General features: G+C 65.0%; 11 protein-coding genes. 5 read left to right on the top strand and 6 right to left on the bottom strand.

What is annotated here, in order from left to right:
- Positions 1-35 precede the first annotated feature (35 nt).
- The 4 genes from HV823_RS19585 to HV823_RS19570 all read right to left on the bottom strand — a co-directional run bounded on the left by HV823_RS19585 (position 36) and on the right by HV823_RS19570 (position 6,296).
- Positions 36-1,085, bottom strand: coding sequence for an extracellular solute-binding protein (locus HV823_RS19585; protein ID WP_176951432.1), 1,050 nt, complete (start codon positions 1,083-1,085; stop codon positions 36-38).
- Between the two features lie 61 nt (positions 1,086-1,146).
- Positions 1,147-3,126, bottom strand: a complete 1,980-nt coding sequence (locus HV823_RS19580) for a hydantoinase B/oxoprolinase family protein (protein ID WP_176951431.1) — start codon at positions 3,124-3,126, stop codon at positions 1,147-1,149.
- Positions 3,116-5,179: a hydantoinase/oxoprolinase family protein gene (locus tag HV823_RS19575; RefSeq protein WP_176951430.1), complete on the bottom strand. Its 2,064-nt coding sequence runs from the start codon at positions 5,177-5,179 to the stop codon at positions 3,116-3,118. Before HV823_RS19575 ends, HV823_RS19580 begins: the two co-directional genes overlap by 11 nt.
- A gap of 16 nt (positions 5,180-5,195) precedes the next feature.
- Positions 5,196-6,296 (bottom strand): ABC transporter ATP-binding protein, encoded by a 1,101-nt coding sequence (locus HV823_RS19570; RefSeq protein ID WP_176951429.1) that lies wholly within the window; start codon positions 6,294-6,296, stop codon positions 5,196-5,198.
- A 191-nt stretch (positions 6,297-6,487) separates the two neighbouring features.
- Between HV823_RS19570 and HV823_RS19565 the strand changes: the two genes are divergently transcribed.
- The gene (locus HV823_RS19565) at positions 6,488-7,546 is read left to right on the top strand and encodes a LacI family DNA-binding transcriptional regulator (RefSeq protein WP_246301796.1); all 1,059 of its coding nucleotides are present in this window, start codon (positions 6,488-6,490) and stop codon (positions 7,544-7,546) included.
- A gap of 61 nt (positions 7,547-7,607) precedes the next feature.
- On the opposite strand, the gene HV823_RS19560 is transcribed toward HV823_RS19565, so the two are convergent.
- Positions 7,608-9,212 carry an FAD-dependent oxidoreductase gene (locus HV823_RS19560; RefSeq protein WP_176951428.1) on the bottom strand — a complete coding sequence of 535 codons (1,605 nt, stop codon included), beginning with the start codon at positions 9,210-9,212 and terminating at the stop codon, positions 7,608-7,610.
- Between the two features lie 148 nt (positions 9,213-9,360).
- On the opposite strand from HV823_RS19560, the gene HV823_RS19555 reads away from it, so the two are divergent.
- From HV823_RS19555 to HV823_RS19540, 4 genes are read left to right on the top strand one after another with little or no spacing between them, the layout of a single operon-like run.
- Positions 9,361-9,894, top strand: a complete 534-nt coding sequence (locus HV823_RS19555) for a cupin domain-containing protein (RefSeq protein ID WP_176951427.1) — start codon at positions 9,361-9,363, stop codon at positions 9,892-9,894.
- A gap of 3 nt (positions 9,895-9,897) precedes the next feature.
- Positions 9,898-10,716 (top strand): aspartate dehydrogenase domain-containing protein, encoded by an 819-nt coding sequence (locus HV823_RS19550; protein WP_176951426.1) that lies wholly within the window; start codon positions 9,898-9,900, stop codon positions 10,714-10,716.
- On the top strand, positions 10,716-11,507 hold the full coding sequence (locus tag HV823_RS19545) for an alpha/beta fold hydrolase (protein ID WP_176951425.1): 792 nt from the start codon (positions 10,716-10,718) through the stop codon (positions 11,505-11,507). The genes HV823_RS19550 and HV823_RS19545 overlap by 1 nt, the downstream gene beginning before the upstream one ends.
- A gap of 13 nt (positions 11,508-11,520) precedes the next feature.
- The gene (locus HV823_RS19540) at positions 11,521-13,260 is read left to right on the top strand and encodes a cobalamin-dependent protein (protein ID WP_176951424.1); all 1,740 of its coding nucleotides are present in this window, start codon (positions 11,521-11,523) and stop codon (positions 13,258-13,260) included.
- Between the two features lie 13 nt (positions 13,261-13,273).
- On the opposite strand, the gene HV823_RS19535 is transcribed toward HV823_RS19540, so the two are convergent.
- Entirely contained in the window at positions 13,274-14,020 is a 747-nt protein-coding gene (locus HV823_RS19535; protein WP_176951423.1) for an SDR family oxidoreductase, read from the bottom strand.
- Positions 14,021-14,026 lie beyond the last annotated feature (6 nt).

Below are 14,026 nucleotides of genomic sequence, written 5' to 3'. Positions count from 1 at the left end.
GCCACCCTGGCGGGCGGCCGCGATGCCATTGCTGATTAGCGGCCGATTTCACGGTTCCAGCGATCGACCCATTCGTTACGAACGGGGGCGATCTCCTCGTAAGGCGGGAACTGCGTCTGCTGCCACGGCGTGATGCGCGGCTTGAGCTTGTCGCTGTAGACGACGTCGACGTTCGTCACGCCGTAGTTCATGATTTCTGCAAACTGTTCCTGGTTCTTCGCATCGAGTACTTCGTTGATGTACTGCCAGGCGAGCGGATTGGCGTTCTTCGGCTTCTGCACGGCGACCCCGTTCAACGCGCCGCCTTCCGCCGGATTGATGAAGTCGATCCAGGTCGCGCCGCTGTCGAAGTGGTTCCAGGTCCGACCGTCGAAATAGATGCCGATATCGGCCTCGCCCGACGACAGGTGGTTGAAGAAGTCGTTCGGCCCGGCCCAGAACACCAGGTTGTCCTTCATCTTTTCCATGGCCTTGAAGAAGGGATCCACGTTGTTCGCGCCGCCGCCCAGCGCCTGCGCCATGGACCAGATGAGCATGATCGGCGTCACCGCATAGCTGATCGAGGGAACGGAAGCGACGAATTCGCCGGAGGCGACGCGATCGACAAATTCCGCAAACGATTTCGGCGGGTTCTTGACCCGGTCCTTGTTGTAGGTGATGCCGCTGACGCCGTAGTCGAACAGCGTGCCCTTGCCCTTGACGGAATCCGTCAGCTGCTGCGGGATCTTGGCGAGGTTGGGCAGCTTCTCGACGGTGAAATCGTCGACGAGATCAGCCTTCGCAGCCGTCAGCGCCAGATCTGGCGTCATGATGAGAACGTCGACGGGCGGCTTGGCAGGCTCGGCTTCGACCTGCGCCAGCCACTGCGGCGGGCCGCCGAGCGAGACGTTTGCCTTCGCCTTGGTCTTGGCTTCAAACGGCGCGACGAAGCATTTGCGTACCGCCTCCTCCCAGACGCCGCCAAACGCGGTGACCGTGATTTCGCCGGTCTGCGCGTTTGCCAGCCGTGGGCCGATACCGGTCAGGAGGCCTGCGCCCAGCATGGCGCTGCCACCGAGGAATGTGCGTCTCATAATCGTCGTCATCGAAGGTCTCCATGGATCGAGAGTGGTGGCGTTTCTGGCATTGCAATTTCGAAACCGTATTTCAAAGTTCGCGCGCGACACTCTCCAGCACCTGGCGCGCGGCCGCGACCGCAGCAACGTCCGCCGGCTGGCGCGGAAAGTCCTGCGGCAGTCCGGCGAGGACGCGGTTGAAGATCTCGCGGCGCTTGCGCTGGCGTACGGCGCCGGGCAGTGCCACCAGCGACCGATTCATCCTGTCCATCAGATCGGGCGCGAAGACGGCGTCCCATTGCTCGCGCTCCGGCCCCCGTGCGCCTGACGCGCCGCCGGCGGCGAAGTGCGCGCGGCGGGCTGCCGTGGCATCGGCATCTATGGTGCCGGCGACAATGACGACGCCGTATTGGCCGGCGGCGCCCTCGATGGTGACGAAGCCGTTCTGCACATCACGTAGCACCGCCTGCGGATCACGTTCGGCCGGATTTCCCCAGCCGCCTGCGCCCGGCGTCAGGAAGGTCACGGTGTCGCCGGCGTTGACGGTGAGCACATCGATCTTGCCGAGCCGCTGCTCGTCGGCCTGCCCGCGGTTGATGATCAGTTCGCCCGGCGCGCCCGGCCGGCCGCCGTAGGAGCCCCACGGCCTGAAGACAAGCCGCTCCATGCCGCGACCGAGAACATTGCTATCGTCGGTGAGGACGCGGAACGTCAGTTCCATGCCGCATCCGCCGCGCCATTTCCCGGCCCCGCCGGAATCCGGCCGCAGCGCATAGGCAAGGATTTCGACGCCGAGTTCGGCCTCGACCGTCTCCACCGGATTGTTCGCCAGGTTGGAAATGCCGCTGTCGCGACCGTCGACGCCGTCGCGGCCGGAACGCGCACCGGTGCCGCCGATCATCGGTTCGATGACCTGCACCCGGCGTCCGCCCCGTCCATCAGGCTCTGCCATCACGACCGGAATGACGGTTCCGGAAGAGGCGGCCGGCATGACATCGGGCAACGCCTTGCCGAAGGCGCCGTTCAGCACGTCGTTGACGCGGATCGCTGCGGCATGGCGAACGCCGGTTGCCGCAGGCTCCTGGGGATTGACCAGGCTGCCTTCCGGTGCCGTGATGCGGACGGGGTCGAGCAGCCCGGCGTTGAGCGGCGTCGTCGAATCGAGCGTGTTGACGAGTGCCAGCACGCGCAGCGTGAGCCAGGCATGCGGGCGTCCGCGCGAGGGGATGTTCATCGCAGTTGCCACCTGCGGATCGGTGCCGCTGAAGTCGAGGTGAACCGTGCCGTCGTTGAATGTCGCGGCGAGCGCGACGCGGACAGGCAAGCGCGTGGCCGCGTCATCGTCCAGGTAGTCGGCGAAGGCATAGGTGCCGTCGGGAACCCGACGCAAGACGGTGCGCGCTTTCTGTGCCGCATAGGTGATAAGATCGGTGGCCGCGTTCGACACCGCCTCGGCGCCATGCTGCGCGATCGTCTGCTCCAGTCGGCGGCGCCCTGCCGCGAGTGCCGCAAGCATCGCGCGGATGTCGCCCATGTTGGCATCGGGCGTGCGGCTGTTGGCATCGAGGAACAGGCGCACTTCCGGCGTCATCTGACCGCGCTTCATCAGCTTGACCGGCGGGATGCGCAGACCTTCCTGAAAGATTTCGGTATTGACCGGCGAAATGCTCGAGGGCACGCGTCCGCCGACATCCGAGCAATGCACGAAGCACCAGCCGTAGGCGACGATCCTGCCCTCGTGGAAATAGGGCTCGATCATGTGCAGGTCCGGCAGGTGCGTCGCCAGCCCCTCGGAGCGATAGGGATCGTTGGTCAGGATGACGTCGCCGGGCTGAAGCGGCCCGACTGCTTCTATCGCCGGCAGGCATTCCAGCCCGACGAAGCCGGAAACCCCGATCGACCGCGGATAGGCGAAAAATCGCCCGTCGAGGCCCGCGAGCGCGCAGGCGAAATCGGCCGTTTCCTTGACATAGAGCGTTCGCCCGGTTCGCTGCAATGTCAGGCACATCTCCTCGCTGACTGCGGCGAGCTTGTTGCCGAGAATGGCGAGCGTGACGGAATCAAGCTTCATCTGCGTGTCTTTCCAGGTGGAGATTTCCCGCATCGTCGGCGCGCGCGCGCCAGTTCGGCAGCAGGATGGTGGTCGTGTCGTCCTGCTCGATGATGGCCGGTCCGGAGATCTGGTCGCCGGCGCCGAACGCCTGCCGGTCGTAGACGGCGGCGGTCAGCCAGGCGCCGCGACGAAAGAGCGGACGCTCGCCCTTTGCCGTCGGCCGGCCGCTACCGGCCGCAATCGTCTGATCGGCCAGCTTGGCCGTCTCGCCCACCATCGCAAGCCGCGCGGTTCCGAGTTCGATTTCGGTCTCGGTGTCGCGGAAGCCGTAGATGCGTTCGTGCTCCGCATGGAACGCGGCGGCGACGTCAGCCGCAGCGCGGCAGGTTTCATCGAGCGAAACGCGCAGTTCATAGGCCTGCCCGGCATAGCGCATATCGACGGCCCGCTCGACGCGGCGGCCTTCTGCCTGCTCACCCTCACGGTCGAGCCAGACGGCGCCTTCGGCGGCGAGTTCCGCAAATACGTCCTGGAGAAGCTGCGCACTTTCGTCGGTCAGCGGCCGCCGGAGGCTGCGCACGAAGTCGCGGCGGAGGTCGGCGGCGGCGGCACCGAGCGCGCAGAACGTCCCGGCGGCCGGCGGGATCACCACCCGCCCAATGCCGACCTCCTCGGCCAGCAGATTGGCATGGGTCGGCCCCGCCCCGCCGAAGGGCAGAAGCGCAAAGGTTGCCGGGTCGAGCCCGCGTGCGGCCAGCGTCTTGTAGAGTTCCGTCGCCATTCCGGCGGTGGTTACGGCAAGCGCTCCTTCGGCCGCGCGCGCTGCCGCATTTCTGCCTTCCAGGCCGATGCGCTCCCCGATCGCCCCGAGGGCGGTCTCCGCGGCCTGTTTGTCGAGCTTCATGCGGCCGCCAAGAAAGCCGTTCGGGTCGATGTAGCCGAGCGCAAGATAGCAGTCGGTGACGGCCGGTTCCGTCCCGCCGCGACCGTAGGAGACGGGTCCCGGCATCGCGCCGGCACTCCTCGGTCCAACCTTCAGGACGCCATGGTCGTCGACCCAGACGATCGATCCGCCGCCGGCGCCGATGGCGGATACGTCCACCACCGGCAGGACAAGTGGCAGGCCGCCGATGTCGGTGCGGGTGGCAAGTGCTGCAGAGCCGCCGCTGGCAACCGCAATATCGGAGGACGTGCCGCCCATGTCGAAAGTGATGATGGAGGTTACTCCGGCGGCACTTGCCAGACGGGCAGCCGCCATCACGCCGGAGGCTGGTCCCGACAGGATCGTCTCCACGGGCCGGTCCTGCGCCGATGCCAGGCTGAGCGAGCCGCCATTGGAGGCGGTCACCAGGATCGGTGCCACGACGCCGTCTCGCTCCAGCCCCGATTTCAGGCCGGTGAAATAGCGATGCATCAGCGGCTGGATGTAGGCATTCAGGCAGGCGACGAGCGTTCGCTCGTATTCGCGGATCTCCGGCCAGATCGCTGCTGCGGAGGTGATCTCGAGCCCGTTTGCCTTCTGCGAGAGCCGCGAAGCAAGATCGATCTCCAGCGCCGGCTTGGTGTAGCCGTTGATCAGAACCAGGGCGGCAGCCTCGACGCCGAGCGCCGCAAGTTCGGCTGCGACGCGGTCGAGTTCCGCCTCGTCGGGCAGGTTCGTGACGTCTCCCGAGGCCGACAGCCGGGCGTCGATCTCGACGATCCGGTAGCGCGGCACCAGCGGTTCTTCCTTGCTGGCGTGGAAATCGAAGGACGACGGCATGCGGCTGCGGGCGATCTCGAGAATGTCGCGATATCCCTTTGTCACCACGAGGGCGATCGTCGCTCCGCGCCGCTGGATGATGGCGTTGAGGCCGATCGTCGTGCCGTGCATGATCGTCGCCACCTGGCCTGCGCCGATTCCTGCCTTTTCGAGCAGCGACTTCAGCCCCTCGATCAGGGCCCGCGAAGGATCGTCCGGCGTCGATGGTTCCTTGTAGTAGACCAGGCGCTCTTCGCCCGGATTGGCGAGCACGAAATCCGTGAATGTTCCGCCGACATCGATGCCAATGCGTGCGCCGTTTTTCTGCATGATTGCCATTTCCACTTCAATCCGCGCTGACCGGCACCGCATCCCGCGGTGCCCAGCTGAGCGTCAGGGTTTCGCCGAGGCGGTGGGAAACCGCCCCTAGCGGGCCGTCGGCCTGCCGGTAGACGAAAAGCTCGCGCCCGAGCGACGGCACGTCGAGCTGATAGGCGGCGTAGTTGCCGCGAAAGACTGCCCCGGTGACGCGCGCCTCGAAATTCGCTCCCTCTCCGGCATGCTCGCCGAGCCTTACCCGCTCGGGCCGGACGGACAGGACAAGCGGCGAGCCCGGCTGGGCTGCCATTTCGAGAGGAACCGCGATCTCGCCGTCGCGACCGGGCAGCAACACCGATGTCCCCTCCGGTGCGACCTTTCCCTCGAAGATGTTCGACGTTCCCAGGAATTCGGCGACGAAGCGGCTTTGCGGCCGGTCGTAGATGTCATTGGGCGTCCCGATCTGCAGGATGCGGCCGGCGCTCATGACCGCCACCTTGTCCGACATCGAAAGCGCCTCTTCCTGGTCGTGGGTGACAAGCAGTGTCGTTATGCCGAGGCGCTGCTGCATGCCGCGTATCTCGAACTGCATGCTCTCGCGCAGGGACTTGTCCAGCGCCCCAAGCGGCTCGTCGAGAAGCAGGACCTTGGGGTTGACGACCAGCGATCGTGCCAGGGCGACGCGCTGCTGCTGGCCACCAGAAAGCTTCGACGGGTACATTTCGGCCCGGCCTTGCAGCTGGATGAGGTCAAGCATTTCCTGGACCCGCGTGTCCCGTTCGGCACGCCCGACGCCTGCCATCCTCAGGCCGAAGCCGATGTTCTCGGCGACGGTGCGGTGGGGAAAGAGGCTGTAGTTCTGGAAGACCATTCCGAGGTTGCGCTTGTGTGGCGGCAGCTGCGATACCTCGGCTCCGCCGATCCGGATCGATCCCGCATCCGGCCGCTCGAAACCTGCCACCATGCGCAACGTCGTCGTCTTGCCGCAGCCCGACGGCCCCAGCAGCGCAACGAGCTCCCCCGCCTCGACCGAAAGATCCAGTTCGCGGACCGCGGCGGTGGAACCATAGGATTTTCGAACGCTGGCGAGCCGCAAGGCTTCAGCCGTCGTTCCAGTGGCCTTGTTCATGTTTTTGTCCGCATGACGGTCGGAGATGCCGTTCTGCTGATTGACATCGCCTCTCCAGTTCCCATTCTGCATTTGTAGCGCTACAATTGATTTAAAGCCGCGTGGCGTCAAGGATTGATTTTGCGATTTTGCTCATCTTTGGAGCATTGCAATTTCCTTGTGCAGGGTGCAGGACGGCCGAAGAGGAACGCATGTCAAAGTTGAGCGGTGAGAAGACTTCCGTCACGATGCAGTCGGTCGCGGCTGCGGCGGGCGTTTCGCCGATGACCGTGTCGAACACGTTCCGCTATCCCGAGCGCGTACAGGAAGAAACGCGGCAGAAGGTACTAAGGATTGCCGCGGAACTGGGCTATGTGCCCAACTACGCCGCAGGTAACCTTGCGTCCGGGCAGAGCCGTGTCATCGGAGCGGTGATCCCGTCGATCAAGAACTCCAGCTTCTACAACTACGTTCGCGGCATGCAGGACGCCGTTGCCAGCGAAGGCTACGAGCTGATCCTGAAACTGGCTGACACGCAACGTAACGAAACCGCTGCAATTGAGACCTTCGTAGGATTGCGCGTGGCCGGCATTGCCCTCGTCGGCGACGAGCACGAGGAGCAGGCGCTCCGGCTGATGCGCAAGACCGGCGTGCCGGTCGTGGAGGCCTGGGTCCAGGACGCGCCCTTCGACATGGCGGTGGGCTTTTCCACCTATGAGGCCACACGGGCGCTGGTCGATCTCCTGCTGGAATCCGGCCGCCGGCATATTGGTTTCATCGGATACGCGGGCGCTGCGTCCCGGCGCTTCAAACAGAGGATGCCGGCGTTCCGGGAACGGCTGGCCGCATACGGCCTGCGATCGGACCTCGTCCATCTCGTCGACGAGACGGACGGCTTCGGCGCTGGCCCGAAAGCGCTGGAGGGCCTTTTCCGTCTCGATCCCGATCTCGACGCACTGCTCTGCCCGACCGACATCGTCGCCGCCGGCGTCGTATTCGAATGCGGGCGGCGGGGATGGAGGGTTCCCGAACAGATCGCCGTCGTCGGCTGGGGCGACTACGAGATTGCGTCCGAGATCACCCCGGCGCTGACCACCCTGCAGCCGAATACCTATCAGATGGGACAGGCGGCGATGAGGATGATCGTCGAGCGGGTCAAAGGCGACGAGAGCGCCGGCAAGATCATGGACACCGGATTCGAGGTGCTCCGGCGCGACAGCGTATCATGGACATCCGAGCCGATGCGCGGGATCTCAACCGTCACAGCCTAACCGCCGTCCTGTCCATGACCGCTCCTTCGCACGCAAGTGAAGAAGCGGCACATTGGCGACCTCAGCGGTTCTGCCGAAGGATGGCCTCGGCGGCGATGTAGCCCCAGGTCATGTTCGGGCCGATGGTCGTGCCTGCGCCGACAGCGCGGGTACCGAACGGGTTGGCCATGGCGAGGCCCGCCGCATAGAGGCCCGGGATCAGCGAGCCGTCGGCGCGCAGGACCTGGCCCTTGTCGTTGGTGCGCGCGCCGCCCTTCGTGCCGAGAATGGAACGGTTGATCGTCATGCCGACATAGGGAGCCTTGTCGATCGGCTTCAGGCGGTTCTCGTCGCCGTGCGCCTTGTAGGCTTCCCAGCCGTTCTCGCCGCGCTTGAAGTCGGTATCATGGCCGGTCTTGCAGAACTCGTTCCAGCGGTTGATGGTCTCGACGAGCGCGTCGGCCGGCAGGCCGAGCTTGGCTGCGAGTTCGGGAACCGTATCCGCCGTCTTCACCCAGTCGCGGTCGTAGGAGGAATACCAGCGGAAGGGGATCGAAGTTTTCAGGAACCGGTGATCGCCGACCAGGAAGCATGGCAGGTGCACCGGCGCGCCATTGGCATCCCGCTCGTCCAGCACCTCGCCGATGTTGAAGTCGTTCTCGCTGACGAAGCGCTTCGCATGCCGGTTCACCACGATTGAATGGGGTTCGGCCTGGAAGGTCATCGGAAGGCCGTGCTGCTTGCCCTGGTAGCGTGTCGGCAGGCAGGGATAGATATTGGCCTGGTCCATGCGGTCAAGCTCTGCGCCGACCGAGGCTGCGAGCTTCTGCCCATCGCCTTCGTTGCTGCGCGGGCTGCCGATACGGTCGAGCGGGCCGGGAAAATGGCGTTCGCGCATCTGTGGGTCCCACTCGAACCCGCCGGTCGCGATCACGACGCCGCGCTCGGCGGCAATCGTCTGCCGCTGTCCCTGGCGCTCCACTTCCGCACCCACGATGCGATCGTCGGAATCCTGAATGAGGCGAATGGCGCGGGTTTCGAGCCAGAAGGTCACACCGGCGTCGAGGCAGCCCTTGACCAGGCCCGTCATCAGGGCGGTGCCCTGGCCGCCGGAATTGGTCAGCCAACGCCAAAGCAGCTTCGGCCACATGCGCAGCCCGGCGCGGATGGGGTGGTGGTAGAGGTCGAGATCGACGACCTCCTGATAGGTAAAGGTATGGGGCAGCGTCGAACGCCGCAGCCGGGGTGCGAAGCGGCCCAGGATGCGGCGGCTGAGCGGCATCGGCGACACCATGCGTCCGACCATCTTGCCTCCCGGTGCCTCGGCATAAGGATCGGGCTCGGCTACGACGCGCAGGTCGAGCGGGGTGTTATCGGACAGAAAACGGAGCATATCCGGCGCGGACTGGACGAAGGAAACCCAGCGCGCGTCTTCTTTCTCTGCCCACCCCTCGGGCGTGACCGCGCGCAGGTACGCGATCGCTTCATCTCGACTGTCGGCGATGCCGGCGGCCGCGGCCACGTGATTGGCCGGAATCCAGATGCCTGAGCCCGACATGGCCGAGGTGCCGCCGAGCCATTCGCTCTTCTCGATGACGAGCACCTTCAATCCGCCCTTGGCTGCTCGCAGCGCCGATGCGCAAGCCGCCGAACCGGAACCGATGACCAATACGTCCCAAGCTTCCATATCTATTCCCCATTCACCGCGTCGCGGCACTATAAAAGCACCGCATTTAATCTGTCTACTATTGTGTCGACACTTTTTGCGATATAGCTTTCACAGGTCACGATGTACCATGAGACCCTTCGGGGTCCTTATCCGACAGGTGTAAAAAATGGACGAGACCCGCATTCCGCCCGTTCTCGCCGGTGTCCATGTTTCCGGTCCCGAAGCACGCGAAAGCTACTGGCAGCCGGTGCCGGCCAACGGCCATGTCGATGTCGCGCTGGCGCCGCATATCGTCGGCATGGAATCGCCTTTCGGCATGGGCACCCAATCGGTGGCGCCCGGCGGCTATGTGCGCGAACATACCCACGAACACAATGAGGAAGCCGTCTATGTCATCGAAGGGCACGGCCGCGCCGTGATCGACGGCAAGGAGTATCCGATCGGCCCGGACAGCGCGATCTTCCTGCCGAAGAACATGCGACACATGTTCATCAACGATGGCGAGACGCGCCTGCGCTGGGTCTGGCTGATCGTTCCCAACGGGCTTGAGGATTTCTTCCGGCTGATCGGCAGGCCCCGCAAGCCGGGCGACCGCGTTCCCTCGAACTTTCCCCGGCCGGAGAACGTGCTGGAAATCGAACGCCAGACGGTGTTCGGCACCGACCTTGCCGACAAGTTCGACCCGGTGAAGGGCGACTGATTCATGCCTTCGCTTGCCGCGCCGGACCAAAAGCGCTCCGCTCCCGTCACACTCGGCCTCATCGGGTTCGGCGCGCTGGCACACCGCCTCATTGCCGGTTTCGGACCCGGCGAGGCGGAGTGGGTCGTTCTGGTGCGGAACGATCGCCGTCTCGCGCAATCCGCAGAAAACGTCCGCCTTGTGACGCGTATCGAAGAACTGGTCGCGGCCCGGCCACGCGCGGTAGTCGAGGTTGCGACGCAGGATGCTGCGGCCGACTGCGTGCCGCAACTGCTGGAAGCCGGAATTCCCGTCGTTCTGGCATCGGTCGGCGTACTCGCCGATCCGGAGCTCTGTCTCAGGCTGGACGCAGCGCGGAACGCATCGGGCGCGCCGCTTGTGCTTCCCGCCGGTTCGGTGGGAGGGCTCGACTACCTCGGCGCCGTCGCGAGGCTGGAGGATGCGGAGATTCGCTACACGTCGCGCAAGCCCGTGGCCGCTTGGGCGTCAGAGCTTGAAAGGCTGGGAGTGACAGCACCGTCGACAGAGGTCGTGCTTTTCGAGGGTGCGCCCGAAGAGGCCGCGCGCCGCTTTCCGAAGAATTTGAATGCAGCGCTGGCAATATCCCTGGCCGTTCGTCCCCGGTCGCTCACCGTTCGCGTCGTCGCCGACCCGAAGGTGGAAGGAAATACGCACGAGATCGAAGCTGCAAGCTCCGCAGGCACGGCTTTCATGCGCTTCGTGAACACCCCCTCCCCCGACAACCCGAAGACGTCCGCGATCACGGCGCTGAGCCTGCTGTCGGCGCTGGAAACCGTGCTGGACGCGGGGAAAAACGGCTGATGGCGACTTATACAGCGCCGGATGGCTGCCGGATACACTACGAGACTTTTGGCGAAACGGGGCCGCGGGTTCTGCTGATCCCGGGCCTTGGCGGCGACGGACGTTTCTGGGGCGGCGTCGTCCAGCGGCTTCAGACGGAGTTCCGCCTGGTGGTTGCGGACCACCGCGGGGCGGGGCGAAGCGACCGGCCGCCCGGAGGCTATTCGATCCCCCGGAGTGCCGCAGATGTCGCAGGCATCGTCCATCAATGGGGTGAACCGGTCCATGTCGTCGGCCATTCCACCGGTGGAGCGATCGCACAGGTCCTTGCGCTGGATCACGATATCAAAGGCCTGAGCTATACGATCAGCAGTTCCTGGGCGCGATCGGACGCGCGGTTCCGCACGCTGTTCATTGCCCGCGCCGAGATGCTGGAAGCGGGACAGGCGGAAACCTACCAGCGGCTGACGCATGTCTTCGGGCATACGTCGGCCTGGTTGACGGCCCACGCCGCAAAGCTGGACGCCGCAGTGGCGGATGCTCCTCGAAATCTCGCCCCGCTCGACGTCGCGGCGGCACGCGTGCGCATGCTGCTCGATCATGATCGTCTGGCAGACCTCTCAAGCATCAGGAGTCCGGTCCAGGTGATCGCCGCCGTCGACGACATCCTGACGCCGCCCGAACTATCCAGGGCGGTGGCGACAGCAATTGCCGGTGCGGAGTTCGTAACCGTCCGTGGCGCGCATTTTCACCCGTTTACCGACCCGGACAGCTTCGCTGCCGAATTTCGCCGCTTCATCGCCAAATTGTAACCGGACAGCCGCCATGACAGCTGAGACCTTGCTTACCCTTGTTGACCCGCGCCTTACGCCCGGCGCCGACCTTCTCTCCGCAGGGCGGGCCATGGCGCGCGACTGGCGCGTTGGAAGCTGCCTGTTCCTGTCGGAGAAAGGCGTCCCTTCCGAGGCCGCCTGGAAGCGCAAGGCCATGGCCGACAAGCGCATCATGCAGCACGCCCATATCGGTTTTCGCGATGTCAACCGGACGATCGAGGCTATCCGCGAAGTTCACGGCACGTGCGCCCGAAACGGGACGACCGTCGATCGCTTTGGCATCACCCTGGACTGGTCGATGGGCTATCCGGAAGCCATGCGCGCCAAGGCGTCGCGCGGCACGGGCATCGTCCTGTCCGGGCCGGAGGATTTCGCGCGCATAACGAATGCGGCCCCTGCCGCGGCCCATTTCGGCGATTTCATGCTCGGGCTGCCGGGCGCAGTCGAAAACACCCGGGCCGCGATTGCGGCCGGCGCGACCGCCGTCGGCAATCTCGGCCAGTACTTCACCTTCCGGCTGCCCTATTGGGACGACGACGTGGCCACCACCGAGGCGACCGTGACCGCCCTCGGTCTCATTGCCGCGCAGGACGCCGAAATCCTTGTCCATTCCAATCTCGACGATGGCTTTGCCGGCCTCTTCATCGACATGGCTTGCGCGCTGGGCATGGTGCTGATCGAAAAGCACATCGTCGAAGACCTGATCGGCGCAAAGCTGGCGCATTGCTACGGGCACCATTTCAGCGACCCGCTATCGCGAACCGCGTTCCATGCCGCGCTCGTCCGCGTCAACGATACGCCCGGCACGATGATCTTCGGCAATACGGTTGCCTATCAGTCGAGCCCTGCCGGGAACTATGCGAGCCTTGCGAGCTATCTGCTGGCCGACATTCTGGCACTTGGCCGGTGGCCCGCGGGTCATGCGATCAATCCCGTGCCGGTGACCGAGAACCAGCGCATCCCGGATGTCGACGAGATCATCGATGCGCAGACCTTCGCCCACCGGCTGACCCTGCATGCCCCGTTCTACGATCCGGTGTACGACTGGTCGAAGGTCGAGGCCATGGCCGACGTCCTGGTGGAAGGCGGCGGGCGTTTCGCAGCCGCCGTCCTTGCCGGCCTTGCGGATCGGGGCGTCGACACGAAGGATCCGGCCGCACTGATGTTGGCGATCCGCCGCATGGGGCCGAAACGCATGGAGATGCTGTTCGGCCCTGGCGCGGAGACCGCACGCGGTCGCAAGCCACTGATTCATGCGGAATGGGCGCGCGAACTCAACGACAAGGCGGAGGTCTGGGTGGCAGGCCAGAAGCCGATCGCCACTACCGGGCCGATCTCGGTCTGCATCGGTACGACGGACGTGCACGAACACGGCAAGTATCTGGTCGAACAGGCTCTCGAAGGGCTGGGGATCGGCATCGTCGACGCCGGGGTGGCGGTCGATCCGGAAGTGCTGGTCGCACGCGCAATGGAGGCCGGTGCCGATGCCATTGCCATCAGCACGTATAATGGCGTTGCCTATTCCTATGCCAAGGCCGTCAAAACGGCGATGGAGAAGCAATCTATTCGGCTTCCCGTGCTGATCGGAGGGCGGCTGAACGAGGTGCCGAAGGATTCGAATTCGGGTCTGCCGGTCGATGTGACCCGCGAAATCTCCGAACTCGGATGCAGCCCCTGCACCGATCTCGACCAGATGCTCGGAGCCCTCAGAAAGACCTTTCAGCCTGCCTGAGGGCCAAAAACCTCTACCAGGCGGTCATGCCGCCATCGACGGTGAGGATCGAGCCGGTCGCAAAGGACGACTCGCCGCTGGCAAGCCATAGGATCGCTTGCGCGATTTCGATCGGCTGGGCAACGCGATTCATGGGCGCACGCGCATTCAAGCCTGCGAGGAAACCCTCGGGGTCGGGATGGTTCTCGAGGATATCGTCGAAGTAGCTCGACCAGGTCGTTCCGGGCGCCACCGCGTTCACCCGAATGTTCTGCCCGGCGTGATCGAGGGCCATCGCCCGCGTCAGCGCGGCGACGCCGCCCTTCGACGCGACATAGGCTGCCCGATCGGCCAGGCCGATCTGGGCAACGTTCGAGGCGGTGTTGACGATGGCGCCGCCGCCGGATGAAGCCATGACGGGAATGACGTGTTTCGAGCACAGGAACACGCCTTTCAGGTTCACGGCCATCAAGGCATCCCAGTCGCTCGCCTCGATGGTGACGACCGTGCCCCGAAAGCCGTAGCCGGCATTGTTGACGAGGATGTCGATGCCGCCGAAGCGCTCGTTTGCGAAGCGCGCCATGTTCGCCACCTGCGTTTCGTCGGAGACATCGACCGCCAGACTTTGCGCGCCGATTCGATCGGCTGTCTGCCTTGCCCGTTCGCCGTCGCGGTCCACCACGAGCACGCGCGCTCCTTCCCGGGCGAAGAGTTCCGCGGTGGCCGCTCCTATGCCCGCACCTGCTCCGGTGACGATGGCGGCCCTGTCCTTCAATCGCATTTCGGT

Source organism: Mycoplana rhizolycopersici, assembly GCF_013378445.1.
In the GTDB taxonomy this organism is placed as follows: Bacteria; Pseudomonadota; Alphaproteobacteria; order Rhizobiales; family Rhizobiaceae; genus Mycoplana; species Mycoplana rhizolycopersici.
Note: the sequence above shows the minus strand (reverse complement) of the source record. Positions and strands in the feature narration are given on the sequence as shown.